31 protein-coding genes are annotated in these 25,651 nt (G+C 33.6%); 28 read left to right on the top strand and 3 right to left on the bottom strand.

The genetic code is table 11. The features are described from left to right. Nucleotides 1-32: 32 nt before the first annotated feature. Nucleotides 33-2,588, bottom strand: a complete 2,556-nt coding sequence (locus tag BLS22_RS08085) for a transglycosylase domain-containing protein (protein WP_090553238.1) — start codon at nt 2,586-2,588, stop codon at nt 33-35. Between the two features lie 308 nt (nt 2,589-2,896). On the opposite strand from BLS22_RS08085, the gene yunB reads away from it, so the two are divergent. From yunB to BLS22_RS08060, 5 genes are all read left to right on the top strand, one after another. Continuing rightward, nucleotides 2,897-3,571, top strand: a complete 675-nt coding sequence (yunB, locus tag BLS22_RS08080) for a sporulation protein YunB (protein WP_244269498.1) — start codon at nt 2,897-2,899, stop codon at nt 3,569-3,571. Between the two features lie 86 nt (nt 3,572-3,657). Then, the gene (hflX, locus tag BLS22_RS08075; protein ID WP_090553237.1) at nt 3,658-4,944 is read left to right on the top strand and encodes a GTPase HflX; all 1,287 of its coding nucleotides are present in this window, start codon (nt 3,658-3,660) and stop codon (nt 4,942-4,944) included. Between the two features lie 307 nt (nt 4,945-5,251). Continuing rightward, entirely contained in the window at nt 5,252-5,692 is a 441-nt protein-coding gene (locus tag BLS22_RS08070; RefSeq protein ID WP_090553236.1) for an NUDIX hydrolase, read from the top strand. A 117-nt stretch (nt 5,693-5,809) separates the two neighbouring features. After that, nucleotides 5,810-6,457 carry a YigZ family protein gene (locus BLS22_RS08065; RefSeq protein ID WP_090553235.1) on the top strand — a complete coding sequence of 216 codons (648 nt, stop codon included), beginning with the start codon at nt 5,810-5,812 and terminating at the stop codon, nt 6,455-6,457. Between the two features lie 73 nt (nt 6,458-6,530). Continuing rightward, on the top strand, nt 6,531-6,926 hold the full coding sequence (locus BLS22_RS08060; RefSeq protein ID WP_090553234.1) for a CoA-binding protein: 396 nt from the start codon (nt 6,531-6,533) through the stop codon (nt 6,924-6,926). A gap of 16 nt (nt 6,927-6,942) precedes the next feature. Here BLS22_RS08060 and BLS22_RS08055 read toward each other — a convergent pair whose 3' ends face one another. Together BLS22_RS08055 and BLS22_RS08050 are read right to left on the bottom strand one after the other, a co-directional pair. Continuing rightward, entirely contained in the window at nt 6,943-7,311 is a 369-nt protein-coding gene (locus BLS22_RS08055) for a sulfite exporter TauE/SafE family protein (RefSeq protein ID WP_090553233.1), read from the bottom strand. Further along, nucleotides 7,311-7,736, bottom strand: a complete 426-nt coding sequence (locus tag BLS22_RS08050; protein ID WP_330386492.1) for a sulfite exporter TauE/SafE family protein — start codon at nt 7,734-7,736, stop codon at nt 7,311-7,313. The genes BLS22_RS08055 and BLS22_RS08050 overlap by 1 nt, the downstream gene beginning before the upstream one ends. Before the next feature lie 153 nt (nt 7,737-7,889). On the opposite strand from BLS22_RS08050, the gene nadE reads away from it, so the two are divergent. The 23 genes from nadE (at nt 7,890) to mreD (ending at nt 25,639) form a co-directional block, all read left to right on the top strand. Further along, nucleotides 7,890-8,645: an NAD(+) synthase gene (gene nadE / locus BLS22_RS08045; RefSeq protein WP_090553231.1), complete on the top strand. Its 756-nt coding sequence runs from the start codon at nt 7,890-7,892 to the stop codon at nt 8,643-8,645. Nucleotides 8,646-8,717: 72 nt separating this feature from the next. After that, a complete protein-coding gene (locus BLS22_RS08040) occupies nt 8,718-9,434 on the top strand; it encodes a YebC/PmpR family DNA-binding transcriptional regulator (RefSeq protein WP_090553230.1) in 717 nt (238 codons plus the stop codon). Nucleotides 9,435-9,685: 251 nt separating this feature from the next. After that, nucleotides 9,686-10,504, top strand: a complete 819-nt coding sequence (gene speD, locus BLS22_RS08035) for an adenosylmethionine decarboxylase (protein ID WP_244269497.1) — start codon at nt 9,686-9,688, stop codon at nt 10,502-10,504. Between the two features lie 183 nt (nt 10,505-10,687). Then, nucleotides 10,688-11,803 (top strand): C40 family peptidase, encoded by a 1,116-nt coding sequence (locus tag BLS22_RS08030; RefSeq protein WP_090553228.1) that lies wholly within the window; start codon nt 10,688-10,690, stop codon nt 11,801-11,803. A gap of 308 nt (nt 11,804-12,111) precedes the next feature. After that, a complete protein-coding gene (locus BLS22_RS08025; RefSeq protein ID WP_090553227.1) occupies nt 12,112-13,008 on the top strand; it encodes a hypothetical protein in 897 nt (298 codons plus the stop codon). A 23-nt stretch (nt 13,009-13,031) separates the two neighbouring features. Further along, entirely contained in the window at nt 13,032-13,388 is a 357-nt protein-coding gene (locus tag BLS22_RS08020) for a DRTGG domain-containing protein (protein ID WP_090553226.1), read from the top strand. A 31-nt stretch (nt 13,389-13,419) separates the two neighbouring features. Beyond that, nucleotides 13,420-13,875 (top strand): ATP-binding protein, encoded by a 456-nt coding sequence (locus tag BLS22_RS08015; protein ID WP_090553225.1) that lies wholly within the window; start codon nt 13,420-13,422, stop codon nt 13,873-13,875. After that, a complete protein-coding gene (locus tag BLS22_RS08010) occupies nt 13,872-14,213 on the top strand; it encodes a DRTGG domain-containing protein (protein WP_090553224.1) in 342 nt (113 codons plus the stop codon). Before BLS22_RS08015 ends, BLS22_RS08010 begins: the two co-directional genes overlap by 4 nt. Continuing rightward, nucleotides 14,210-14,926, top strand: a complete 717-nt coding sequence (locus BLS22_RS08005) for a PHP domain-containing protein (protein ID WP_090553223.1) — start codon at nt 14,210-14,212, stop codon at nt 14,924-14,926. The genes BLS22_RS08010 and BLS22_RS08005 overlap by 4 nt, the downstream gene beginning before the upstream one ends. Before the next feature lie 48 nt (nt 14,927-14,974). Further along, a complete protein-coding gene (locus BLS22_RS08000) occupies nt 14,975-15,520 on the top strand; it encodes an ATP-binding protein (RefSeq protein WP_090553222.1) in 546 nt (181 codons plus the stop codon). A gap of 358 nt (nt 15,521-15,878) precedes the next feature. Next, the gene (gene rsxC, locus BLS22_RS07995; RefSeq protein WP_176762102.1) at nt 15,879-17,213 is read left to right on the top strand and encodes an electron transport complex subunit RsxC; all 1,335 of its coding nucleotides are present in this window, start codon (nt 15,879-15,881) and stop codon (nt 17,211-17,213) included. 15 nt (nt 17,214-17,228) lie between these two features. Then, on the top strand, nt 17,229-18,173 hold the full coding sequence (locus BLS22_RS07990) for an RnfABCDGE type electron transport complex subunit D (RefSeq protein WP_090553221.1): 945 nt from the start codon (nt 17,229-17,231) through the stop codon (nt 18,171-18,173). 3 nt (nt 18,174-18,176) lie between these two features. Continuing rightward, nucleotides 18,177-18,746 carry an RnfABCDGE type electron transport complex subunit G gene (locus BLS22_RS07985; RefSeq protein WP_090553220.1) on the top strand — a complete coding sequence of 190 codons (570 nt, stop codon included), beginning with the start codon at nt 18,177-18,179 and terminating at the stop codon, nt 18,744-18,746. Between the two features lie 41 nt (nt 18,747-18,787). Continuing rightward, the gene (gene rsxE, locus BLS22_RS07980; protein ID WP_408633669.1) at nt 18,788-19,369 is read left to right on the top strand and encodes an electron transport complex subunit RsxE; all 582 of its coding nucleotides are present in this window, start codon (nt 18,788-18,790) and stop codon (nt 19,367-19,369) included. A gap of 13 nt (nt 19,370-19,382) precedes the next feature. Further along, nucleotides 19,383-19,964 carry an electron transport complex subunit RsxA gene (rsxA, locus tag BLS22_RS07975; protein ID WP_090553215.1) on the top strand — a complete coding sequence of 194 codons (582 nt, stop codon included), beginning with the start codon at nt 19,383-19,385 and terminating at the stop codon, nt 19,962-19,964. A 12-nt stretch (nt 19,965-19,976) separates the two neighbouring features. Next, nucleotides 19,977-20,963: an RnfABCDGE type electron transport complex subunit B gene (locus BLS22_RS07970; protein ID WP_090553212.1), complete on the top strand. Its 987-nt coding sequence runs from the start codon at nt 19,977-19,979 to the stop codon at nt 20,961-20,963. A 148-nt stretch (nt 20,964-21,111) separates the two neighbouring features. After that, complete coding sequence (locus BLS22_RS07965; RefSeq protein WP_090553209.1) at nt 21,112-21,621, top strand: Gx transporter family protein; 510 nt, start codon at nt 21,112-21,114, stop codon at nt 21,619-21,621. A 44-nt stretch (nt 21,622-21,665) separates the two neighbouring features. Next, a complete protein-coding gene (locus BLS22_RS07960) occupies nt 21,666-21,914 on the top strand; it encodes a DUF4321 domain-containing protein (RefSeq protein WP_090553207.1) in 249 nt (82 codons plus the stop codon). A gap of 8 nt (nt 21,915-21,922) precedes the next feature. Continuing rightward, nucleotides 21,923-22,513: a Maf family protein gene (locus BLS22_RS07955; RefSeq protein WP_090553204.1), complete on the top strand. Its 591-nt coding sequence runs from the start codon at nt 21,923-21,925 to the stop codon at nt 22,511-22,513. Nucleotides 22,514-22,528: 15 nt separating this feature from the next. Beyond that, nucleotides 22,529-23,227 (top strand): RadC family protein, encoded by a 699-nt coding sequence (radC, locus tag BLS22_RS07950; protein WP_090553202.1) that lies wholly within the window; start codon nt 22,529-22,531, stop codon nt 23,225-23,227. A 28-nt stretch (nt 23,228-23,255) separates the two neighbouring features. Next, nucleotides 23,256-24,278 (top strand): rod shape-determining protein, encoded by a 1,023-nt coding sequence (locus BLS22_RS07945; protein WP_090553200.1) that lies wholly within the window; start codon nt 23,256-23,258, stop codon nt 24,276-24,278. 14 nt (nt 24,279-24,292) lie between these two features. Then, nucleotides 24,293-25,135: a rod shape-determining protein MreC gene (gene mreC, locus BLS22_RS07940; RefSeq protein ID WP_090553198.1), complete on the top strand. Its 843-nt coding sequence runs from the start codon at nt 24,293-24,295 to the stop codon at nt 25,133-25,135. A gap of 15 nt (nt 25,136-25,150) precedes the next feature. Further along, nucleotides 25,151-25,639, top strand: coding sequence for a rod shape-determining protein MreD (gene mreD, locus BLS22_RS07935; RefSeq protein ID WP_090553195.1), 489 nt, complete (start codon nt 25,151-25,153; stop codon nt 25,637-25,639). Nucleotides 25,640-25,651 lie beyond the last annotated feature (12 nt).

Below are 25,651 nucleotides of genomic sequence, written 5' to 3'. Positions count from 1 at the left end.
GAGAATTTTTTCTCTGCTCTTAATTTATTTGTTTAGTTATTATCTACAGAATCAATAATATCATCTATGGGATCTTCATCATCATCATCTGGCCATAAATCATCAAACCACCCATCATCATCTATTGAACCATCTGTAGAGTCGTCCCCAAAAGGGGGGACACCACCACCATCCTTAAGTGGGTCATAATATTCTTTTGGCAATTCATAAATATAATCATCGGGCTTGTAACCACTGTGCTCCTCGGGATAGTAGGGAACAGGTCTTTGTATAAAGACTCTTGACTCTATTTCCCAAGGTGGTGTATGTTCAGTAGCTAATTTCCCTGTAGGGACATGAATATCCGCCAGTACATGGACATCGCAGGATTCAGTAGGCTGTGTTCCACTGATAAAGAGTTCAGATATCACTCTGCTACCACGGGGATCTAATGAACAATACTCATTAGGTAACTTCCCAGATACGTTACAGATATTTACTCTAACAAGATTACCTGGATTTTCAAAGCTTTTAGCACTCATGCCTTCGTGGATTCGATCCATTACACTTTTCCATACAGGGGCTGCCAGTGCACCACCACCATCAGGAAGAGATTTTTGATTGGTATCATAACCTATCCAAGTAGCAGCTGTATAATAGGGGGTATAACCTACAAACCAAGCATCTAGTCTTTCATTGGTTGTCCCGGTTTTTCCTGCTACAGGAATTTGTGTATTCTTCAATCTAGCTCTTGTTCCGGTACCACTGTTAACGGCAGTTACTAACATATCTGTCATCAAATAGGCTGTTTCAGGAGCTACAACACGATTTTTCTGTGAATTTTTTTCAAGAATTAGATTTCCATGTCGGTCTGTAACTTTTGTGAAAGTAATAGGTTTTGTATAAACCCCCTGGTTAGCCAATGTCCCAAAGGCTGCTGTCATCTCTAATGGAGATACACCTTTAGTCATACCCCCTAGGGCAGAGGAATAGGTGTAATCAGAGTTTCCTCTAATGCTGTTTTCAGGCCTTACAACAGTAGATATACCAAATTTGTCCATATAGTCAAGCATAATGTTAAAGGCTGTATTATCATTGTAATTTCCTAGCTGACGTAGTGTTGCGGCGGCACCAACATTACTAGAATGACGAATGGCTTCTCTTATTGTAATTAAGCCCCTATACTGGTTACTATTAACATTAGTAGGCCAACGTCTTGTTGGTTCTTGTTTATTAAAATAAATTGGAATATCATCAATTACTGTTCCTGCTGTAAACCCATTATCAATTGCTGGAGTATATACAGCGATGGGTTTGATGGAGGAGCCAGGTTGTCTAGGATTTACAGCTCTATTATAAATCTTACGACCAGTAAACCCTCTTCCACCTATAAGACCTTTGATCTCTCCTGTAGTATGGTCCATAATCACCATGGCAGATTGAGGCTGAACATTACCATCCTCCCCAACCTCTAGTAAGTTTTGTCCAGTTCTAGGGTTTTTGAAATTTTCTTGCTTTGCATATTCTTCATCTAAAATCTTTTGTATTCTTGAATCCATTGTACTGTATATTCTAAGACCTCCAGAAGAAAGTAAGGTGCTGGCCTCTTCTCTAGAGTAACCATTATCCATAAAAGCTTTTATAACATCATCTTTTACTAAATCACCAAAATATGAAGAAAATTCCTCTGCAACCATACGATTAGGTTTTAAGTTGGATTTAATATCTTCATCTAAAGCCTTTTGGTATTCATCCTCATTAATCATTCCTAATCTTTTCATGTTATTTAAAACAAGTCTTTGTCTAGGCTGGAAGCTATCTTGATAGATAATAGTAATTAGAGGATCCCTATCATCTAAAACATAATGCTTATCTTCATCAACTTGATCCTTCTCTAAACTTAAGATTGGTGAATAACGACGAGGGTTCCTAGCAATCCCTGCAATAATGGCGGATTCAGCAATAGTTAACTCTGATACATCCTTGGAAAAATAAATTTGTGCAGCTGCTTGAACACCATTGGCTCCACTACCTAAATAAATAGTGTTTAAATAGGCTTCTAGGATCTGTTGCTTTGAAAGCTGTTCCTCTAATTGGATAGCATAATACATATCTTGAATTTTTCTGGTATAAGTTTGCTCATGGGTTAAATACAAATTTTTTGCCAATTGCTGATTAATAGTACTAGCCCCTTGTCTTGATCCAGTACGGATATTTGTCCAGGCAGCACCAAAAATACGACGAAAATCAAGGCCATTATGAGTCCAAAAACGTTCGTCTTCAATAGCGATAAAGGCATCAATTAAGTGCTGTGGAATTTGGTTATATTCCACAATATCTCTGTAACCATTGGCTTGAACCTTTTCAAGAACCTGTCCTTCTGCATCCAATATAAAGGAACTCTCATCCAGCAAATCATAAATATTAGAGGCATCAATGGGTTCTGTATCTTTGATAATACCGGCTACTATCCCTACTACAGCACCAGCAGTAATAAAGCCGATTACCAGAAGAGTTATAATGATACTTAAAATAATCTTTTTCCTTGTACTACTTTTTGTTTTTTTTCTTGATTTATTTGGTTTTTCTGGTTGTTTTTTTTGTGACATATTTATACCTCCGTGCTTAAAGTTAAAAGGCTGCTAAAAAATAATAAATAATAATTCATCAATAAAAGTAACATTACAAACATTCTCTTTATCATTATTAACCAATAAAAAAATTCATATGCTCTTATGCTATAACCAAATCCTATTATAAAGATGAAGATGACTATAATATTATATCATAAAACATACAAGCTGTTAAAGTATCTATCCTACTATACATAATTTATATAAGAAAGTCAAAATACTTTCCAATAAATTTTCACAAAAGCTGAAATCCCACATATAATATATAGAAGGGGATGATTTTTTTGTACATAAAAAAGAGAAAAAGACATTTAAAGTACAAAGCATATATATTCCTAGTTTTTGTAATGATGGTAGCAACTGGTACATTTCTATATATTGATAATAAGATTATGCCTACTGTACAAGCAATAGGTGAACTGAAGGCTCAGGAAATAACTACTAAAGCTATTAACCAGTCTGTTAGTGTAGTGGTTAAACAAGAGATTAAATATGAGGATTTAATAACTGTTAAAGAAGATGATGAGGGCAATATTACTCTAATGCAAGCTAATACTATGATGATGAATAAGATAGCTTCTGATGTAGCATTAACCATTCAAGAACATTTAAAGCAAATCCAAACAACAGCTGAACGTATTCCCCTAGGAAATGCCCTAGGAAGCCAATTGTTAGCACAGTATGGTCCTAAAATAAAATTGACTGTAACTCCCTTAGGTATGGTGGACGTAAACTTTGGTACAGAATTTGAGCAATCTGGTATTAACCAAACAAGACACCGTATATTTTTAATTGTAAATACGAAAGTCCGGGTAATTATACCCTTTAGTTCCAATACTATTGAAGTAACTACCTATATTCCCGTGGCTGAAACTGTTATTGTAGGTAGGGTACCAATGAACTATATTCATGTTCCTAAAGATCAATTTTTAAATATTACACCACTTTATGGGGAATAAAAAGATAAGCTATTGAAATAGCCATGATATTTCAGTTATGATATATAAAGGTAAATACAGGATAAACTACAGGAGTGAAGAAAAGGATGAAAATAGAAGAACTAGAAACACCAACAATTAGAGCAGTACTTGTAGGTATGAATATTACTAGGAAAGCAGAAAATGAAATGCTAGATGAATCTATGGAGGAACTAGAGGAATTAGCAAAAGCTGCGGGAGCAGAGGTTGTGGCTACAACAGTACAAAATAAACAGGCCATTCATCCTGCCCATTATATTGGGAAAGGAAAAGTTGAAGAAATAGCAGAGATATGCAGGAATCATGATGTAAATGTAGTTATTTTTAATGATGAATTATCAGGAGCCCAAATAAGAAATTTAGAAACGATGATTGGAATTGATGTTATCGACCGCACTACTTTAATTCTAGACATATTTGCTCAAAGAGCCCAAACAAAAGAAGGAAAACTGCAAGTAGAACTAGCTCAATTAAAGTATCGGTTACCAAGGTTGTCAGGCCTAGGAAAGCAGTTGTCTCGGCAAGGTGGAGGTATAGGCACTAGAGGGCCAGGAGAAATGAAGCTAGAAACCGACAGAAGACATATTTTAAGAAGAATTGATGATATAAGGTCTCAACTTAAAGAAGTTAAAAAAAATAGAGAAGTCCAAAGAAATCAAAGATTAAAATCAGAGTTGCCTATTGTTGCATTAGTAGGATATACTAACGCAGGAAAGTCTACCCTAATGAATGTTTTATTGCGGAAAAGTGAAAATTATGATGAAAAAAGAGAAGTATACACAAAAGATCAGCTTTTTGCTACACTAGATATATCTTTAAGAAAGATATCTTTATCCAATAATATAGAATTTCTTTTAACGGACACAGTTGGCTTTGTAAGCAAATTGCCCCATGATTTAGTAGAGGCTTTTAAGGCTACATTAGAAGAGGTGAAATACGCTGACCTCTTATTACATATCATCGATGCTTCTAATGAAAATTATGAATTACAAAAATCAACAACATTAAAGGTACTGAAGGAATTGGGTGTTGAGAATAAAAAAGTTATTAATGTATTTAATAAATGTGACAAACTAGCATATGACATTGACATACCCAAAGATGAAAATTCAGTTTTTGTTTCTGCTATTACCGGGAAGAACTTAGAGCACTTAATACAGATGATTGATAAGGGAATAGGAAAGAAATTTATTGAAACAAAGTTTTTAATCCCCTATAATCAAGGTAATATAGCTTCACAGCTTCATGAGGATGCAGAGATAGTATCTTCAGAATATATAGAGACAGGTATAGTTTTAAAGGTAAAAATAGAAGATATTAATTATCATAAATATAAAAAATTTCAATTACTATAGATAGCAGCCTCTCTTTTTTGAAAAAAGGGAGGCTGCTATCTATAGTAATTCTATTGGGGAACAGAATCTATAGACATTAATAAAAAATTATAACTGGGTGACTCTTTATAATATGATCATAATCCTAAATAAATCAAAATGAAAATGATTTAGAAATTATTGTAATTTTTTAAAAATTATTGAGCATACTATATAGCATAAGAATAACTATTTTGCAAAACTTGATTTAATATTCTGAAAAAACATTGTAAAAATTTTAGATTTGGTGTATGATAATAAGTAACTACAGTTAAGGGAGGTTTTAACCATGATTTTTAGAAATTGTGCAGGCGGAGTCGTCTTCTATGCAAATCAAGTTTTTCTCCTAAAGAACGAAAAAAATGAATGGGTATTGCCTAAAGGAAAAATTCGTAATGATGAAACTTCCATTGATGCGGCATTAAGTCGTGTTAAGATAGAAACCGGTATTGATGCTGAAATTCTATCCACAGCAGGGGAGACATGTTACGAATTTTTTTCTATTTCCAGAAAACAACCAGTTTGCAATCAAATTACTTGGTATATTATGGCGACAAAAGGAAAAGAATTTCAACTAAATAAAAACATGAACTTTAAAGAAGGAGGATTTTACTGTATAGACGAAGCAATTGAAATGATTACCTACAGTCAGGATAAATCCTTGGTTAATTTATCCTATAAAAAGTATAAGGAAATGATGAAGGAGAAAAAAGAGAAGGTAGCCGTCTAATTTATAAAGTAGAGAAGCAGCAAAAGCATCAAAGCTGCTTCTTTTTATGAAAAAATATCAAAAATGTGGTATAATAATGAATGGTATAATTAAGCTATAATAAAGGAATGAGGAACAATGCTAAAGGAATATCGCACTCTATACCAATTTGGAGTTAACGAAATAATTATTGATAAATCTAGATTTATAGGATATGCCAAGCCCGTAGTATCAGAGGAGGAAGCAATTGGATTTATTGAAGAAATCAAAAAAAAACATAAGGATGCAACCCATAATGTTCCAGCATATGTTTTAGGACAAAACAATGAAATACAGCGTTATAGTGATGATGGGGAACCTTCGGGAACAGCCGGAATTCCAGTTTTAGAACTGATAAAAAAAGAAAATCTTAGGAATACAGTAGTAGTTGTAACACGATATTTTGGTGGTGTGAAATTAGGGACTGGAGGTCTGGTTAGAGCTTATACGAAAGGTGCTAAAATTGCATTAGAAACTTCTAGAATTATTATTAAAAGAGCCTATAGGCTATTACATATAAAGATCGACTATACATTACTGGGAAAAGTACAAAATGAAATATTACAAAACAAATATCTACTGAAGGATATAGAATATGATGATGCTGTTCATTTTTTTGTGTATATTAAATGGGATGAAGTAGATAAATTTAAAAAGCAAGCTACTGAATGGACAAATGCTAGGTGTGACATAACGGAAAAACAAGAGAAGTACCTAACAGAGTTAGATGGAAAAATAATTATTTAAATTAGAATAACTACTTAATATATGGGTAAAAAAACTATAATACCATTATTAAACAAAGTAGGAGGATGAGATTATGGATACAATTGAAAAAAATAAAAAGGAAATGCTCCACAGGAAGGTTTGGGCTGTTGTCGGCGCTACACCCGATACAGAAAAGTTTGGTTACAAGATTTATAAGAAATTAAAGGCCCATGGCTACACTGTATATGGTATAAATCCTAAATATGAAGAAATAGAGGGAGATAAAATCTATCAGTCTTTGAAGGATTTACCACAAAATCTAGAATGTGTAAATATGGTGGTGGGGCCTAAAGTAAGCAAATTAATATTAGATGAGATTAAAGACCTAGGAATAGACTATGTTTGGTTCCAACCTGGAACCTTTGATGAAGAAACTATTGATAAAGCAGAGGACTTTAATCTAAATATTGTATATTATGATTGTGTACTAGTAGCTTTAGGAGAATAGGATAAATTTTTTTATCCTACTTTTTTTTGACTTTGACCTTGTCTTTGCATATGATTTCATAGATACCCATAACCAGAAGAAATATACCGAACATACGCCTTAGTGTAGAAGAAGGCAATGTTAAAGCCAATTTAGAACCTGCCCAAGCCCCTATAAGACCAAAAAATATTATTGGCAAACTAAGCCTAAATAGGATGTCTTTGTTTTTTATATGAATGTACAAAGCTACAATCGCTACAGGGATAAAAGAAAGCAGGTTAATACTTTGTATAGTTTGTTGTTTAAAGTTTGTTAAAAAGATTAAACCAGGAATAAGAATGGTTCCCCCACCTATTCCCATTCCTCCAATAATCCCTGCTAATAAACCTAATATAAATATTGCCATTAAAACACCATCCTCAATGCTGCTAAGATCATAAACACTCCAAATATTTTTCTTAAATAACTGTCGGAAAAGTGACTTAAAGCTCTTGAGCCAATGTAGGCTCCCACGATTCCTCCTAAAGCCACTTTAAAAGTAACATCGAATGCAGTGAAACCATTCCTATAGTATATAAAGCTACTAATAATAGCAAAAGGGAGGATAATAGATATAGCGGTGGCATGGGATTTATGCTGAGGAACGCCAAAAACAAAATTTAAAGCAGGAACAACAATAGTACCGCCACCTGCTCCAAACAAACCATTAACAATACCTGCTACAAATCCTACTAAAATAATTTTTAGCCAATAAAGATTTTTCATTATATGACTCACCTCAATAAATAAGGTGGCAATAAAAAGCCCCTTGAATAAAATTAATTTAACCATATAGAATAAAACTATTCATCATAGTTTAGCATCTAAAAAAGACAGTGTCAGCAAGCTCATTAAAAGTACCGATGCTTCATAGTTGTTTATTTGTAAAATTTCAAACCAGAATCAAAGATTCTTTTATGTTAAGTAGAGAGGAGAATAGTTAAGATGGAAAAAGAAATACAACAAAAAATTCAATTAGTGGTGGATTGGCTAAGACAACAGGTGGATGATTCTGGAACTAGGGGATTAATCGTTGGAATATCTGGAGGTATAGATTCTGCAGTAGTAGCAAATTTAATTAAAAAAGCCTTTCCTGATAATTCCCTTGGGGTTATACTACCAGTAAAAAGTAGTGCTAAGGATATAGAGGATGGTATTTTAGTATGTGAAAAATGTGGAATTTCCCATTTTACCATCGACCTCACCCTTCAGCATGATGAGTTAATAAAAAAAGTTATTGATGAGCTTAAAAATGAAAATCTATATGATGAAAAAAACTTGAGAATAATGGATGCAAATTTAAGAGCTCGACTTAGAATGAGTACCCTTTATGCAATAGCCAACAATTTAAACTATCTTGTAGTAGGCACAGATAATGCTGCTGAAATATACACAGGGTATTTTACTAAATATGGCGATGGTGGTGTAGATTTATTACCCATAGCCTCCTTAAAAAAACAAGAAGTTTATGAATGGGCTAAAATACTGGAAATACCACAAAATATTTTAGACAAGGCTCCTTCTGCAGGTTTATGGGAGGGGCAGACAGATGAAATAGAAATGGGTGTCACCTATAATAGTATTGATAATTACTTGGCAGGCAAACCCATAAGCCAAGGGGACAAAAGTGTAATAGAGAGACTTCATAGAATTTCTCAACACAAAAGACAAATGCCATCCTTTCCTAAGATGAATATATAAATTGATTCCTATGATACCTTATGATAAAATTTATTTGTAAAAAGTTAATAAGGATAAGGAGAGGATTATAGTATGGGTCGAATTGGTAATATTAAAGACCGAAAAGCAAAGCAAGATTCCAAACGAGCAAAAATATATACAAAACTAGCTAGATTAATCACTGTTGCAGCAAGGGAAGGTGGTACTGATCCAGAATATAATGCTAGTTTAAAGAGTGCTATAGATAAGGCTAAAGCAGGCAATATGCCAAATGATAATATAGATAGAGCCATTAAAAAAGCTGCAGGAGACGCTGGAGGAGACCAATACGAAAAAATCAATTATGAGGGCTATGGACCTAACGGTGTGGCTGTTATTGTAGAGGCTTTAACTGACAATAGAAATAGAACCGCTGGTGAAGTAAGACATGCCTTTGACAAAAACGGTGGCAACCTAGGAACTACTGGCTGTGTATCCTTTCTATTTGATAGAAAAGGACAGATTATTATAGAGAAAAATGAAGAAATAGACGAAGAAACACTAATGATGACAGTTCTTGAGGCAGGAGCGGAGGATTTTTTAGTAGAAGACGAAGCCTACGAAATTATTACTTTGCCAGAAGACTTTCCTACAGTGAAGGATAGTCTTTTAGAAGAAGGTTATCAATTTATTGAAGCTGATGTAGTTTATATCCCTCAAACAGAAGCAGTGCTAGAGGGAGAAGATATCAAGAAAATGGAAAAAATGATTGATATGCTTGAGGATAACGATGATGTTCAAGCGGTCCACCACAATTGGAAGGAAGCTTAAAATCGGGCAATATCAATGTACAAGCACAACACCTTCCTATATGGATGTTGGAGACAACATCCATATAGGAAGGTGTATTATTTATATCCACAATATATAACGATGCTATTTTTACGAATATTTATCTTTTAAATGCAAAATCTAATATACGAGTAAATATTAAATTTTATGTACTACCAAACTCAGACTTGACAATAAAAATATAAGCTGTATAATTTTGTGAGAGAAATAAATAGAAATGGGGAATGAGGTTGGCAAAATTAACTAAAAACAAATTAAAATTATATGGGTTCAACAATTTAACAAAATCTTTAAGTTTTAATATTTATGATATTTGTTATACTAAAACAGTGGAAGATCGTAAAAAATATATCGAGTATATTGATGAACAATATAACTCTGAGAGGCTGACTAAAATACTAGAAAACGTTACAAAAACTATAGGAGCTAGCGTTTTAAATGTGGCCAAGCAGGATTACGATCCCCAAGGGGCAAGTGTAACCCTACTAATTTCAGAGGAAGAAGTACCTTTGTATGTACTGGATCCATCATGCAATAGAGGAGTTATAACGCCAATTAGAGAAAATATAGTAGGCCATTTAGATAAAAGTCATGTAACTGTTCACACATATCCTGAAAGTCACCCTGAAAATAATATTAGCACCTTTAGAGTAGATATAGATGTGTCTACCTGTGGAACCATTTCCCCCTTAAAGGCTTTAAATTATTTGATAGGTTGTTTTGACTCAGATATCATTACAATTGACTATAGAGTCAGGGGATTTACTAGAGACATAAAAGGATCTAAGTATTTTATAGATCACGAGATAAGTTCTATACAGGATTTTATTCAACAGGAAACAATTGATAAATATAGTCTGATTGATATGAATATCTATCAATCTAATATATTTCATACAAAAATGAAGATCAAAGATATTGATCTAGACAATTATCTATTTGAAATGAAGGAAAAAGATTTGGACGAGGAAGGAAGAAATGAAATTCTTCAAAATCTAAATAAAGAAATGACAGAAATATTTTATGGTATTAATATAACCAATTCCTAAAGGGCAAAGTGTTTTCTTTGCCCCTTTAAATTTTATATCATAGTAACAATATAATTTTAATAGTCTATGCAAAAAAAGTTTTCATAATAACAAGAATTTTTTCGAAAAAAGAGGAGTTTTAACAAATAAATAGAAAATACTTATTAATGATAAAAGTTTAGTAAGTATTGGGTGGTGAAATTTATGACAAAGTTAAAAACAAGAAACCTACAGATGTTAATAGTTATATTGATGTTCAGTTTATTGTCAACCTCTTTTGCAGCTGCAGAAAATCCTTCAGCTACAATCATTGCTAGCCAAGGTATCTTAAGAAAATCACCAGACTTTGCAGGAAAGATAACAGAGACCTTGAAGATTGGAACAGAAGTAAGTATACATAAACAACAGGAGGATTGGTATTTTGTAAAACTAGAGGACAATTCTACCGAAGGTTGGATGTATAAAGACATTGTTTTATTAAATGATAAGAAGAACACAATAAAAAAAGGAGTCACTACGGCCAGTATACTGAATGTTAGATCTGGACCGTCAACAAATAATAGCATTATTTCGAAGGTACCCAATGGAACAGAGACAATTATCATTCAAGAAGAGAAAGAATGGTATCAAGTTCAACTAAATAACGGGGTAAAAGGTTTTGTCAATGCTAATTATGTAAAGCTAGTACCCAATTATCCTCAAGCTATTGTACTTAATGACGATAGCTCTGTAAGAGCAGAAGCAAGCTCAGGGGCACCCATTACTATAACACTAAATAAAAACCATACTATTTATATAAAGGACTATAAAGATGGTTGGTATCATATTTTGACAGAGGATTTTACAGAAGGATGGATAAAAAGTGATATGATTGAGTTACAAATCAATGTATCAACACAAGTAAGTCGTTCTGGCTCTAGAACTAATACTTTAAGCAATATAAAATCTATAACAGAAAAATATATAGGACGTCCCTATAGGTACGCTGGTAATGGACCTAACAGCTTTGACTGTTCAGGCTTTACATACTATATATTTAATACATACTATAAGGAGTATTTACAACAAAAAGGAATTAATTTACCAAGAACTTCTAGGAGTCAAGCAAATGTAGGAACACAGGTAAGTAGAAATCAGCTTCAGATAGGAGATTTGGTGTTTTTTAATAATGGAAGCAGTAAAACAATCAATCATGTTGGGATTTATGTTGGTAACAATGAATTTATTCATGCATCCTCTGGCGGTAACATGAGGGTTATTATTTCTTCTTTAAATGAGAACACCTATAAAAATAGATATTCAACTGCAGTGAGATTATAACATTGAAATAAACCAACGAAACAGGCTTTTATGCCTGTTTCGTTGGTTTTTGAGGTTTTTTCTGCAGTACTATAACCAGACTTGTCCAACGATTTTGAAGGATTTCTAGAGAAATTTTTTCTTTTAAAAATTGTTGGACAATATTTTTCATCATAGAATTACTTACAATTATGGAATAATTTTATTAACCCTTATTATATATATAATAAGACAAGGGTTCAAGAAATATTATAAGTTAAGAAGATTTAAATTTAAAATCATTAAACAGATGTAAAGATTAATAAACATTAGGAATTGGAGGAATTATTATGAGGGGAAAAAGGTTTGCTGTTAGGAGAACTAAAAGAAACTATAATTATGGTTTAATTATATTGTTTTTGGTAATTATTCCTTTAAGTGCAATATTTATTGGTTCTAGAATAACAGAAAGATTAGTGATGCCAGTTTTATATTCTGATATGACATTAGAAGAAGAGGAATTACAAGGAATTATCAATGATGAAGAAGAAGTGATATTTATTGAAGAAGATGAAGAGATAGAAGAGTCAGGAAATCAAGTTAAAAACAATGGGGAGGAAGATATGATTTATAAAGATTTATCTCCCCTTTCTATTTATATGATACAGGTAGCCAGTGTATCTGATACTAGTAACATAGAAGATTTTATAGCTGAATTAAATGAAAACAAACTCTCTCATTTAATTTATAAGATGGATAATGTTTACAAGGTCTATACTCTAGGATTAACAGAAAGAGAATTTGTAGAAGGACAATTACCTAAAGTAAAGGAATTTTATCCAGATGCCTATATAAGTGAAGTACATTCGGCATCTAAGAAATTAACCTATCCAAAGACTCAGCAGCAGTTGGGGGATGGCATTGTTAAAGAGTTAAATAGTTTAATTGAAATAATGGATAAACAGTCAAAAGAATGGTATAATTTTATTGAAAAAGAAGGTGAATTGAGGAGCTATAAAGAACTATTACTAGAACAGGAAAAAATAGTAAAAAGGTTAGCCGAATCCATCCAAGATAAGGAGTTGCCTGAAGGTATACCCGAAAAAAAAGTTATTGATAAAATGCTGTATCATCAAGAAAGCAATATTAAACGTTCTCAAGAATTGCTAGAGGATGAAGAAAATCTGTATAGGGTACACAGCTTGTTTTTAGACAGTATATTTAGAATTTTAGAAACTATCAAATGATAAACTTAAATGGAGGTGATTAAATGACATTAAAAGAAGTTAAAGAATTATTAGGAGCGGAGATTTTATCGGGGGATGAATTTTTAGACAAAGAAGTGAAAACTGCATTTGCATGTGATTTGATGAGTGATGTTCTAGCGTTTGTTGATGATAAAACCTTGCTATTAACAGGCTTGGTAAATTCTCATACAATTCGAACTGCTGAAATGATGGACATTGCCGCTGTAGTCTTTGTACGGGGAAAAAAACCTGACGAGCATACAATACAATTGGCAAAAGAAAATGGAATTGTTATTATGTCAACACAGAATATTATGTATGTTAGCTCTGGCATATTATATTCTAAAGGTTTAAAGGGAGCTAATATTGTACATAAATAAAAGCCAGTAAATTCAATACTGCTAGGAGGGTGTGAGGGTTATTAAGTTAAACTATCCAGTAGAAAAAGATGACTTTATAAGAGCAGGACAAGCATCTAGCAATATAAAAAAAACATTAAGACAACTGGGAATTAATTCTGAAAAGCTTAGAAAAATTGCAATAGCCACCTACGAAGCTGAAATGAATATCATTATACACTCAGAAGGCGGATATATAGAAGTGGATATTGAACCTGAAAAAATAGTAATTACTGCAGTAGACCGTGGACCTGGCATTGAAAATATAGAGTTGGCTATGAAGGCTGGTTATTCAACAGCTTCAGAAAAAATAAGGGAGTTGGGATTTGGTGCTGGAATGGGTCTACCAAATATCAAAAGATGCTCTGATGAATTTAAAATTGAATCCGTAATAGGTCAGTATACAAAACTATATGTGGTTATTTATAACAATTGTCAACAGAGTCAAAATAAAGGAGATGAAGTATGATTACTGTTAAACAATTAATGGAAAAGCTATCGTTAGAACTAGTAGGGGGACAGCAGGGTTTAGATAATGAGATAAGTGGTGTTTATATAGGAGATTTATTGAGCTGGGTTATGGCTCATTTGAAGTATGGGGAAGCCTGGATTACAATCCAGACAAATATTAATGTTATTGCCGTTGCAGCGTTAGGAGAAGCTGCCTGCGTTATTATAGTAGAAAGTGCAGAAATAGAAGAGGTAACAAAAAACAAAGCTGATGAAGAAGGTATACCACTGTTAAGATGTGATTACAGTGCATATCAACTAGCTACAGAGATTGCTAAATTAATAGAAATAAAATGACAATAGCAGTTGATCTTCATATACACAGTGGTTTATCTCCTTGCTCAAGTAATGATATGACTCCAAATAACATCATACAAATGGCTGTTTTAAAAGGATTAGATGCTATAGCTATTACAGACCATAACTCTACTAAAAACCTCAGAAGTTTTGTGAATGTAGCTAAAAAGCACAATATTATATGTATTCCAGGTATAGAAATAACTACAAAAGAAGAGGTTCACCTACTGGCACTATTTCAAAATATAAGTGCTGCCCTTGAATTTCAACTGATACTAGATGATACACTACCCAAAGCGCCCAACAGCCCAAAATTATTTGGAAATCAATATATATACGATGAGGACGATAATATTGTAGAGGATTACAATTATTTACTTATTAATGCAATTAACTTACCTCTTAAAGAAATTATTAGGGAAATAAAGGGGTTAGGGGGTATTCCAATACCAGCTCATATTGATAGAAATAGCTTTAGTATTCTTTCTAACTTAGGATTCATTTCCCCAGACTTTTGTTTAAAAACAGTGGAAATTACGAAAAATTGTGATTACACCAATTTAACTAAACGACATCCATACCTTGCTAAGTATAATAAGATTATTAGCTCCGATGCCCACGCCCTAGGAGAAATATTAGAAAGAGAATTTTTTATTAAAACATCCAGTAAAAAAATTCAAGATATTTTAGCTGCCCTTTATCCTATTAAGTAGACTATAATCTTTTTAATAGGATAAACATTTTGATAAGGGGGAAAAAGTTTGAAGGAATTAGCGCTACATATATTAGACCTCGTACAAAATTCTATTAAAGCAGAGGCTAGCTTAGTAGAAATTACAGTTTGTGAGGATATTATTGAAGACTTAATGACTATTAAAATTATTGACAATGGCGTTGGAATGGATGAAGATACCTTAAAAAAGGTAGAGGACCCCTTTTTTACTACAAGAACCACAAGGAAAGTAGGGTTAGGTATATCCTTATTTAAAGCTGCCGCAGTACAGTGTAATGGAAGCTTTAAAATTGATTCGGAAAAAGGAAAGGGTACTAGGCTAGAAGCTACCTTCCAATACAGTCATATTGATAGAGCGCCCTTAGGGAGTATAGAAGATACAATTGCAACTTTATTAATGACAGAAAATGATATGGATTATATATATACCCATTACTATAATAATAATAGTTTTTGCTTAAATACACGAGAAGTTAAGAAAATCCTTAAAGGACTGCCTATTAGTGATATTAGAGTGATTGAGTGGATGAGAGAATACATAAAAAAAGAGTTGCTAAACATTGTTAAAACTTAAACTTTTATAATAGCATGGCAATTATAAAGAATTTATTGTATAATAGTTCTTGTTAAATTACGATTACAATAATCAAGTTTTTAACAAAATCTAGGAACGTGCGTTCACAAACCTTACAGTCCTCTTGATAACGTTAAAATCTCCTTTATTCCAAACAGTAAACCACAAATAAATCAAATTACCTTCAATAGAAAGGAATAAAATGTAGCATAAGAAGGATATTATAGGATAATAATTATTATCCTATAAATATAATGTTTAAGATATACAGTATACAATTTTACTAGATACAATTGTATCTAGATTTATAAATTTATAATACCTATTTCATAAAATCAAATAAGGGGTGAAAATACAAATGAAGTTTTTAACTTTTAGGGGAGGTATTCATCCACCAGAAGCTAAGGAATCAACTGCTAGATTGAATATTGAAAAAGCAGCTGAGCCATCTGTGGTGGTTATACCTATGCAACAACATATAGGTGCACCCTGTGAACCTATTGTAAAAGTGGGAGATGAAGTAAAGGTTGGACAAAAAATTGGTGAGGCTCAAGGTTTTGTATCGGCACCTGTACACTCCAGTGTATCTGGGACTGTTAAAGCAATTAGCGATGTTCCTATTGCAACAGGAAACGAAGGTTTAGCAATAACCATTGAATCAGATGGGAAAAATGAAATAGATCCATCTATTCAACCAAAAGGTGATATTGAGGGTCTGGAACCAAAAGAAATTACTGAAATTATAAAGGAAGCTGGTATTGTTGGGATGGGTGGTGCTACTTTTCCAACCCATGTAAAATTATCACCTCCTCCAGAAAAGAAAATAGATACAATTATATTGAATGGGGCAGAATGCGAACCCTACTTAACTGCTGACCACCGTTTAATGCTGGAGAGTTCCGAAGAAATTGTATATGGATTAAAAGCGATGATGAAGGCAGTAGGGGTAAAAAATGCCTATATAGGCATTGAAAACAATAAGCCTGATGCTATTGAAAAGATGTTAAAGGCTATAGAAAAGGAATCAAATATAAAAGTGGTAGCATTACAGACAAAATATCCTCAAGGTGGGGAAAAACAGTTAATATATGCTATTACAAATAAAGAAGTTCCTTCTGGTGGTTTACCAATGGAAGTAGGGGTTATTGTAAGCAATGTGGGAACAGCTGCACAAATAGCTAAAACCATTAAAACGGGAATGCCTTTAATTGATAGAATTACAACTATCACTGGAACTGCTGTAAAAAATCCTAAAAATTTAAGTGTGAAAATAGGTACTCCAATTAAAGAATTAATTCAACAGTGTGGAGGATATGCTACAACGCCAGGAAAGCTTATTTTAGGTGGACCTATGATGGGCAGTGCTCAACACACTGATGAAATACCTGCTGTAAAAGGAACATCTGGTGTATTAGTTTTTGATAAGGAAGGGGCCCAACTACCTAACCCTTCTAACTGCATACGATGTGCAAGATGTGTTGAAATATGTCCTGCCAACCTTCAACCAGTGTATATTAGTGAAAATTCATTGGCCAATAGAATAGAACATGCAGAAAACTATAGGGCATTAGATTGTATTGAATGTGGATCATGCTCTTATGTTTGTCCTTCAAGAAGACCATTGCTACCATCTATAAGAGTAGCTAAAAATCAAATTATCGCTAAAAAAAGAGAACAAAAGAAAAACAAATAAATGGGAGGGAAATCAATGGATGAAAAGCTAATTGTATCTTCTTCTCCACATATATTGGATGATGATACAACCGAGAGAATTATGTTAGATGTAGTGATTGCTTTATTACCAGCTACAGTAGCAGCTATCTATTATTTTAAAACAAATGCTGCTATTCTGATATTATTAGCAGTATTAACAGCTGTTGTTACGGAAGCAGGTGTTCAAAAATGGATGGGTCGCCCTGTGACAATTAATGACTTTAGTGCCGTTGTAACAGGCCTATTATTAGCATTAAATATTCCTGCTTCAGCGGCTTGGTGGATGCCAGTAATTGGTTCTTTTTTTGCTATAGCCATTGTAAAACAAGCATTTGGGGGTATTGGCCATAACTTTATGAACCCAGCCCTTGCAGGGAGAATATTTTTAACCCTATCATGGACAGACCGTATGACGGATTGGATTACACCAGGAGTAGATGCAATGACTACTGCAACACCTCTAGCTCTTATTAAGGCAACAGGAAACACAGTACCTGCCAATGTACCGCCATTATTTAATACGATTATAGGTAACACTAGTGGCAGTATGGGGGAAACATCCGCTATTCTTTTAATACTAGGTGGAATTTATCTGGTTTATAAAGGGGTTATTTCTTGGAAAGTACCGGGAATTTATGTAGGAACGGTAGCTATTTTCACTTTACTCTTTGGTAACTTTGATATTACCTATATGCTGTACCATGTGTTTTCTGGAGGATTAATGATTGGCGCCATCTATATGGCTACTGACTACTCTTCATCTCCAGTTACACCAAAAGGAAGAATGTATTTTGCTTTTGGATGTGGATTGTTAACTGCATTAATTAGATTGTATGGTGCTTATCCAGAGGGTGTAGCCTTTTCTATACTCCTTATGAATGTAGCATCACCGTTAATTGATAGATATACAACCCCTAGAGTATTTGGGGAGGTGAAATAAAAAATGCGTGAAATTATAAAATTAGGTTTAATACTATTAATAATTACTTCAATTGCTGGTTTAATATTAGGAGTTACCAATGATGTAACACAGGGAATTATTCAAGAAAGGGCCCTTGAGGAGACAAGACAAGCCTTAGTAGCTCTATTACCCGAGGCAGAAGATTTTAATGTCCTAGAGGATGAAGAGCTGTTGGATAGAAGACTTATCTTAGAAGTATTCGAAGGGTTAACAGCTGGTGAAACTGTAGGTTATACAGTAAAAGTTAATCCTCAGGGTTATGACGGTAGAATAGAAATGCTTGTTGGTATATCCAGTGAGGGAAGAATTACTGGTGTTAAAATAGGAGATAATACTGAAACACCAGGTCTAGGCTCCAAAATTGCTGATGCATCCTTTACTAATCAGTTTCTTGATAAACCTACAGATGACGAATTCATTGTGACGAAGGGTGGAGAAAGTGGGGCTCAATATATTGAAGCAATTTCTGGTGCCACCGTTTCTTCAGAGGCTGTTGTTGAAGGAGTTAACGCTGTCCGCAGTTTGTTTGAGGAACTGTTAAAAAACCGCTAAATTATCGGAGGTGAACTACTGTGAAACCAAATAGAATATTTATGAAGGGACTTGTCTTTGACAACCCAGTTTTTGTACAGGTATTAGGAATGTGTCCTACTTTAGCCGTAACCAACTCTGCATTAAATGGATTAGGTATGGGTTTAGCCACGACAGCAGTTTTAGTAGGTTCAAATACAGTTATTTCATTATTAAAGAATTTCATTCCTAGTAAGATTAGAATTCCATCCTTTATTGTTGTTATTGCTACATTTGTAACGATGGTTGGAATGCTAATGAGGGCTTACTTACCAGCATTAAATGCAGCACTGGGAATATTTATTCCATTGATTGTTGTAAACTGTTTAATTTTAGCTCGAGCAGAATCCTTTGCTTCTAAAAGCTCTACATTTGGCTCAGTGATAGACGGTGTGGGAATGGGCTTAGGTTTTACAGGGGCATTGGTAGTATTAGGAATTGTAAGGGAGTGGCTAGGTGCTGGAACAATATTTGGTCAAGTTGCTACCTGGAGTAGCTTTGAACCAGCAAGATTTATGACAATGCCTCCAGGAGCATTCCTAGCATTAGGTATACTTTTAGCAATATTTAATAAACTTACTTCAAAAGACTTAAATAAATTATAGGGGGGTGTAGGATTTGTCAGTTTCGTCATTATTTGTTATTTTAGTTAGTGCCATTTTAGTAAACAACTTTATATTATCTAGATTTTTAGGAATATGTCCTTTCTTAGGTGTTTCAAAACAAGTAGAAACAGCCTTTGGCATGGGCATGGCGGTTACCTTTGTTATGGCTTTAGCATCTGTTATAACATATTTGGTACAAATATTTATCTTAGACAACCTAGAAATACAATATATGCAAACGATAGCTTTTATTCTAGTTATTGCTTCTTTAGTTCAGCTGGTAGAGATGATTATTCAAAAGAGTAGTCCTACACTTTATCAATCATTAGGAGTATTTTTACCTTTAATTACTACTAACTGTGCAGTTTTAGGATTAACTATCTTAAATATTTCACAGGATTATAACTTAATTGAAACAATTGTGCATGCTATAGGAGCAGCTGTAGGGTTTTCGTTAGCCATTGTTTTATTTGCTGCAATACGTGAAAGATTAGAATTAGCTCATGTACCTAAGTCTTTTAAAGGTTTTCCCATTGCACTTATTACGGCAAGTTTGATGTCAATGGCCTTTTTAGGATTTGCTGGACTTGTATAAAGGAGGGATATTATGAACTTTCAAAGCATTATTTACCCCATTGTTAGCTTAGGTGGCCTAGGCTTAGTTTTCGGTGCTGGGCTTGCCTATGCATCGCAAAAGTTTGCTGTTGAAATAGATCCAAAGGCCCTTGCCATTAGAGATGCTTTACCAGGAGCTAACTGTGGAGGTTGTGGCGTACCTGGATGTGATAGCTTTGCTAAACTAGTAGCTGAAGGGAAAGCACCTGTAGATGGATGTCCAGTAGGAGGTCCTGATTGTGCAAAGGCCTTAGCAGAAATCATGGGTGTAGAAGTAGATACCAGTGCTAGAAAAGTTGCTAAGGTTATCTGTAATGGTGATAAGGAGAAGTGTAGAGATAAATTTGAATACCATGGTATCAATGATTGTGTAGCTGCTTCTATGGTCGGTGGAGGCGGAGAGAAATCTTGCAATTATTCTTGTCTAGGTTTTGGAACCTGTGTAAAGGCCTGTCAATTTGATGCTATAGAGATAGTTGAAGGAAGAATTGCAAGAATTATTCCTGAAAAATGTACCGCCTGTGGCAAATGTATTGAAGTATGTCCTAAAGATGTAATAGATATGGTTCCTTATGACCAAAGCGTTGTTATCACATGTAATAATAAAGAAAGTGGTAAAATTGTAAGAAAAAAATGTGAAGTTGGATGTATTGGATGTCAAATATGTGTAAAAGCCTGTCCTTTTGGTGCTATTGACTTTAAAAATAATTTGGCCTTCATCGACTATGCAAAATGCACACAATGCTTTGTTTGTGTAGAAAAATGCCCAACAAATGCTATTGAAGGGAATTTAGAAAAAAGAAAGAAGGCAGTTATCGATGAAGAAACCTGTATAGGATGTACTATTTGCAAAAAACAGTGTCCTGTAGAGGCTATTGAAGGTGAATTAAAAGGAAAGCATAAAGTATTAGCAGATAAATGTATAGGCTGTGGAGTCTGTGAAGGAAAATGTCCTAAAAAGTCTATTAAAATGAATTAATAACGCCCTCTAGTACAAAAGTGCTGGAGGGTTAAACTTTTTTGAAAAAATATCAAATTTTTTCTACTTGTAACTTAAAGTCTTTAATGATAAACTTTTAATGGGCTAATGAACAAATTAAGCTGAATATAAGAAAGTGTGGTTAATAATGAATACAAAAAAATTAGTGCATTTAGCTATGCTAACTTCCCTAGGCTTGGCCCTTCATATTGTTGAAGGTTTTATACCCAATCCTTTTATAGGCATAGCACCAGGAGCAAAGCTAGGTTTAGCTAACATTATCGGACTAATTACATTGGTAATATATGGTATTAAATATGCTTTAGCAGTAAACCTATTAAGATCATTTATTGCCGGCATAGCCACGGGGGCTGTCACCTCCATGATGTATAGCATGGCAGGAGCTCTTATTAGTACTTTATTAATGTGGATAGTATACAAAATGTTTAACAAGTATTTTAGTCTAGTAGGGGTCAGTGTTTTTGGAGCATTGGGACACAATGTTGCTCAGTTAACTGTTGCTGCTCTAATTATAAACAACCCAAGAATTTATGTATATTTACCGATTATGATGTTGGCCAGTATATTTACAGGAATTTTTATAGGAATAACGGCTAATTTCACACTATCAAAAGCCAAAATTCATCTTGAAAGATAAAATCAGTTAATTTTTATTTTAAAATTAACATAAGGGGGAGAAATATGAGCAAATATCGTAATCCTTGGATATTGATACTGCTTATTATTACTGGTGTTGTATTAGGAGGCTTAATTGCATCTACTTTAGGCAATACTCTACCTATACTGTCCTATGGACCTGAAGCATTAGGATTAAACAACTTTGAAATTAATTTAGGTGTTATTTACCTTAAGCTTACATTATTAATGGATATTAATGTGTCTAGTTTAATTGGTCTGTTGCTGTCAGTAATTATATTTAATAAATTGTAGGTGAAATTATGTATAAAATAGTATTAGCCTCGAATTCCCCAAGACGAAAAGAAATATTAGAAAATCTAGGTGTTCAATTTCAAATTATAACCAGTGATATTGAAGAAAAGCTTAATCAAGACATGGATCCCTATCACCTTGCAACTGAATTAGCCTATCAAAAGGCTAAAAATGTTGCTGACAAAATAAATGACAAGGTCATTGTTATAGGGGCTGACACGGTTGTTGTTAACAATCAAATCCTTGGAAAGCCTCAAGATCAATTGGAGGCCTTTAGGATGCTTAAACAGTTATCGGGTAATCAGCATGAGGTGGTTACAGGTCTTGCTTTAATAGATTGCCATACTAAAAAAGAAATAAGGGATTATGAGATTACAAAAGTATGCTTTAGACAATTAGAGGATATAGAGATAAATCAATATATAGCCACTGGAGAACCTATGGATAAGGCTGGTGGATATGGCATACAAGGGAAAGCATCTTTGTTTGTTAGAAAAATTGATGGAGATTATTATAATGTTGTAGGATTGCCTATATACAAGTTAGGAGAAATGCTAAACCATTATTTCAATATTCATCTTTTAAAATATCTTTCTTAATTGGGGTGAAGTGGTATGGATAGAGGTAGTTTATATACTACAATTAAAAAAATGCCAGCTTGTGAAAGACCTAGAGAAAAACTTTTAAACTATGGCGTTGACACTTTGTCCAATACAGAACTTCTAGCAATTTTATTATCAACCGGAACAAGAGAAATGTCTGCTATTGATTTAGCTCAAAGCATAATAGCAGCTACAAAAGATGGATTACGTTTTTTTACCGACTGTACAATTGAAGAATTGAGTCAAATAAAAGGAGTAGGATTAGCAAAATCAGCACAAATAATTGCAGCTGTAGAGTTTGGTAAACGTATAGCTTTAACTGCAAAAGCAAATAATTATAAAATAAAAGGACCTGATGATATTAGTCATTTACTAATGGAGGAAATGCGTTATTTAAAAAAAGAATTTTTTAATCTAGTACTTTTAAATACCAAAAATGAGGTAATTGCAGTAGAAAACATTTCGGTAGGAAGTTTAAATAGCTCCATTGTACATCCTAGAGAAGTATTTATAAGAGCCATAAAACGTAGCAGTTCTGCTATTGTATTGGTTCATAATCATCCTAGTGGTGATCCTCAACCAAGTCGTGAGGATATCAAGATAACACAAAGATTGGTGGAAGCTGGAAAACTTATTGGTATTGATGTTTTAGATCACATCATTATTGGTGATAATGTTTATACTAGTTTAAAAGAAAAAAATATGATGTAGATGAACAATTTAGGAAGGAGCAGTATTTATGGGGATTTATAAACTATTTTCTAAAGATATGGGTATTGATTTAGGAACAGCTAACACATTAGTATATGTAAAGGGAAAAGGTATTGTTCTAAGGGAGCCTTCTGTAGTAGCAATACAAAATGATACAAAAACTGTTTTAGCAGTTGGAGAAGAAGCTAAAAGAATGATAGGTAGGACTCCTGGTAATATTATAGCAATACGCCCTATGAAGGATGGTGTAATTGCAGATTTTGATATTACCCAAAGTATGTTAAAATATTTTATAAGAAAAGTTTATTCAAGAAAAACTTTAATTTCACCAACAGTTGTTGTATGTGTACCTTCAGGAGTAACAGAGGTTGAAAAAAGAGCTGTTGAAGAAGCCACTCGTCAAGCCGGAGCAAGAGAAGCCTATTTAATTGAAGAGCCAATGGCAGCAGCCTTTGGTGCAGGTCTACCTGTTCAAGAACCAACGGGAAGCATGGTTGTTGATATAGGAGGTGGAACAACAGAAGTGGCGATTATCTCTCTAGGTGGAATTGTTACTGCTAAGTCCATAAGAGTAGGGGGAGATGAGCTGGATGAGTCTATTGTTCAATATATCAAACGTCAGTACAATTTAATGATTGGTGAAAGAACTGCTGAAGAAGTTAAGATAACTATAGGCTCAGCTTTCCCTAAAGAGGTAGCAGAAAAAATGCTGATCAGAGGTAGAGATTTAGTATCAGGATTACCTAAAACATTAGAAATTACTTCTAGTGAGATATTAGAAGCTTTGAAGGAGCCTATTAATCAAATTATTGATGCTATAAAATACACTTTAGAGAAAACACCACCAGAGCTGGCAGCTGATATTATGGAAATGGGAATTATGCTAACCGGTGGAGGAGCGTTGCTGGATGGATTAGACGAGTTAATTAGAAAAGAAACTGGAATGCCAGTACAAATAGCAGAAGAACCACTGGATTGTGTTGCTCTAGGAACTGGAAAAATGACTGACGATATTGATCAGTTTAGAGCAGCCCAAAGAAAAATTAGATAAAGATGGTGGGGTAGATGGAAAGAAAAACCTTTAAAGATAAAGTAGCAATGATAGTGACAATTGTCGCTATCATTCTCATTATAATCATAGGATTTACCTCTAAACAGCGGGATGAGTTATCTGTAGTAGAGAAGTGGGTGGGGAATATCCTTAGCCCTGCTCAGAGGGTAGTGACTGTTGGAGCCAATACTGTTGGGGATGGTTTGTCCTCAATTTTCAATTTTTCAAAAATTAAGAGGGAAAATGATCTATTGAAGAAAGAGATAGAGGTATTACAACAGGAAGTCATAGACCTAAGAATGTCTCGAGACGAACTAGAGGAGTTAAGAGGATTAAAATTTGCTTTAAATTATATGGAATATGAGATAACTGACGGGGTTACAACTGCCAATGTTGTGGCAAAATCCCCTGGAAATTGGTTTGACATATTTACCATTGATGTAGGAGAAAATCACGGCATACAAAAAGACAGTATTGTTTTGGCATCCAATGGTTTAATTGGTAGGGTTTATGAAGTAGGAGGAAACTGGTCCAAGGTTATATCTATTATTGACAACAATAGCTCAGTAAGCTTTCAGGTTTTAAGGGACAGAAGTTATCAAGGAATCGTATCAGGGAGTATTACCAATGAATTAACTGGATATTTATTTGACCCAATGGTAGAAGTAGTGGTAGGAGATAAAATTATCACTTCTGGTTTGGGTATATATCCCAGAGGCATTATGATAGGAGAAGTTGTTGAAGTTGGAAAATCTCCTGATCAATTATTAAAAACCATTACTGTAGAGCCTGTTGTTAACTTTAAGAAAATGAATAAGGTATTAGTTATAGCTCCAAGGATAATAGGGGACGAATAAAAGGGGTTAAATAAAGTGAAGGTATTAACTATTGGATTGATTATCGTATTAAATTTGTTTTTACAATCAACAGTACTGCAATTTATTAAAATATATAATGTTATTCCTAATACTGCCCTTATATTAGTGGTATGCTTTGCTATTAATATAGCAAAAGATAAAAGTGCATTAATAGGTTTTATTATGGGTATTTTACAAGATATTTTGTTTGGAAAAGTGATAGGAATAAATGCACTGGTTTATATGCTTATAGGATATTTTATATCCCTTACAAACAAAAACATATTTAAAGAAAATTATATTATTCCTTTTCTATTTACATCATTGGCAACCATGTTTTATTATGGTGTTAGCTTATTTTTTATTTATTTTTTAGGATTTAATTTACAATTTTTAAATATTTTTAAGATAAGCCTTATTATTGAAATCCTTTATAATGCTATTATCTCCCTTTTTGTATATGCTTATGTATCAAAAATATTTCGACCAACTAGAAGATATTAGAATGGTGATGCG

Origin of the sequence: Natronincola ferrireducens (genome assembly GCF_900100845.1) — a bacterium.
In the GTDB taxonomy this organism is placed as follows: Bacteria; Bacillota; Clostridia; order Peptostreptococcales; family Natronincolaceae; genus Natronincola_B; species Natronincola_B ferrireducens.
This window is presented reverse-complemented; position numbering and strand designations above follow the sequence as displayed.

Excerpts from the sequence above, each read along its gene's own strand:
- BLS22_RS08085 (WP_090553238.1), bottom strand. The coding sequence starts at position 2,588 with ATGTCACAAAAAAAACAACCAGAAAAACCAAATAAATCAAGAAAAAAA.
- hflX (WP_090553237.1), top strand. The coding sequence starts at position 3,658 with ATGAAAATAGAAGAACTAGAAACACCAACAATTAGAGCAGTACTTGTA.
- BLS22_RS08070 (WP_090553236.1), top strand. The coding sequence starts at position 5,252 with ATGATTTTTAGAAATTGTGCAGGCGGAGTCGTCTTCTATGCAAATCAA.
- BLS22_RS08065 (WP_090553235.1), top strand. The coding sequence starts at position 5,810 with ATGCTAAAGGAATATCGCACTCTATACCAATTTGGAGTTAACGAAATA.
- BLS22_RS08060 (WP_090553234.1), top strand. The coding sequence starts at position 6,531 with ATGGATACAATTGAAAAAAATAAAAAGGAAATGCTCCACAGGAAGGTT.
- BLS22_RS08055 (WP_090553233.1), bottom strand. The coding sequence starts at position 7,311 with ATGGCAATATTTATATTAGGTTTATTAGCAGGGATTATTGGAGGAATG.
- BLS22_RS08050 (WP_330386492.1), bottom strand. The coding sequence starts at position 7,736 with ATGGTTAAATTAATTTTATTCAAGGGGCTTTTTATTGCCACCTTATTT.
- nadE (WP_090553231.1), top strand. The coding sequence starts at position 7,890 with ATGGAAAAAGAAATACAACAAAAAATTCAATTAGTGGTGGATTGGCTA.
- BLS22_RS08040 (WP_090553230.1), top strand. The coding sequence starts at position 8,718 with ATGGGTCGAATTGGTAATATTAAAGACCGAAAAGCAAAGCAAGATTCC.
- BLS22_RS08030 (WP_090553228.1), top strand. The coding sequence starts at position 10,688 with ATGACAAAGTTAAAAACAAGAAACCTACAGATGTTAATAGTTATATTG.
- BLS22_RS08025 (WP_090553227.1), top strand. The coding sequence starts at position 12,112 with ATGAGGGGAAAAAGGTTTGCTGTTAGGAGAACTAAAAGAAACTATAAT.
- BLS22_RS08020 (WP_090553226.1), top strand. The coding sequence starts at position 13,032 with ATGACATTAAAAGAAGTTAAAGAATTATTAGGAGCGGAGATTTTATCG.
- BLS22_RS08010 (WP_090553224.1), top strand. The coding sequence starts at position 13,872 with ATGATTACTGTTAAACAATTAATGGAAAAGCTATCGTTAGAACTAGTA.
- BLS22_RS08005 (WP_090553223.1), top strand. The coding sequence starts at position 14,210 with ATGACAATAGCAGTTGATCTTCATATACACAGTGGTTTATCTCCTTGC.
- rsxC (WP_176762102.1), top strand. The coding sequence starts at position 15,879 with ATGAAGTTTTTAACTTTTAGGGGAGGTATTCATCCACCAGAAGCTAAG.
- BLS22_RS07990 (WP_090553221.1), top strand. The coding sequence starts at position 17,229 with ATGGATGAAAAGCTAATTGTATCTTCTTCTCCACATATATTGGATGAT.
- BLS22_RS07985 (WP_090553220.1), top strand. The coding sequence starts at position 18,177 with ATGCGTGAAATTATAAAATTAGGTTTAATACTATTAATAATTACTTCA.
- rsxE (WP_408633669.1), top strand. The coding sequence starts at position 18,788 with ATGAAGGGACTTGTCTTTGACAACCCAGTTTTTGTACAGGTATTAGGA.
- BLS22_RS07970 (WP_090553212.1), top strand. The coding sequence starts at position 19,977 with ATGAACTTTCAAAGCATTATTTACCCCATTGTTAGCTTAGGTGGCCTA.
- BLS22_RS07965 (WP_090553209.1), top strand. The coding sequence starts at position 21,112 with ATGAATACAAAAAAATTAGTGCATTTAGCTATGCTAACTTCCCTAGGC.
- BLS22_RS07960 (WP_090553207.1), top strand. The coding sequence starts at position 21,666 with ATGAGCAAATATCGTAATCCTTGGATATTGATACTGCTTATTATTACT.
- BLS22_RS07955 (WP_090553204.1), top strand. The coding sequence starts at position 21,923 with ATGTATAAAATAGTATTAGCCTCGAATTCCCCAAGACGAAAAGAAATA.
- radC (WP_090553202.1), top strand. The coding sequence starts at position 22,529 with ATGGATAGAGGTAGTTTATATACTACAATTAAAAAAATGCCAGCTTGT.
- BLS22_RS07945 (WP_090553200.1), top strand. The coding sequence starts at position 23,256 with ATGGGGATTTATAAACTATTTTCTAAAGATATGGGTATTGATTTAGGA.
- mreC (WP_090553198.1), top strand. The coding sequence starts at position 24,293 with ATGGAAAGAAAAACCTTTAAAGATAAAGTAGCAATGATAGTGACAATT.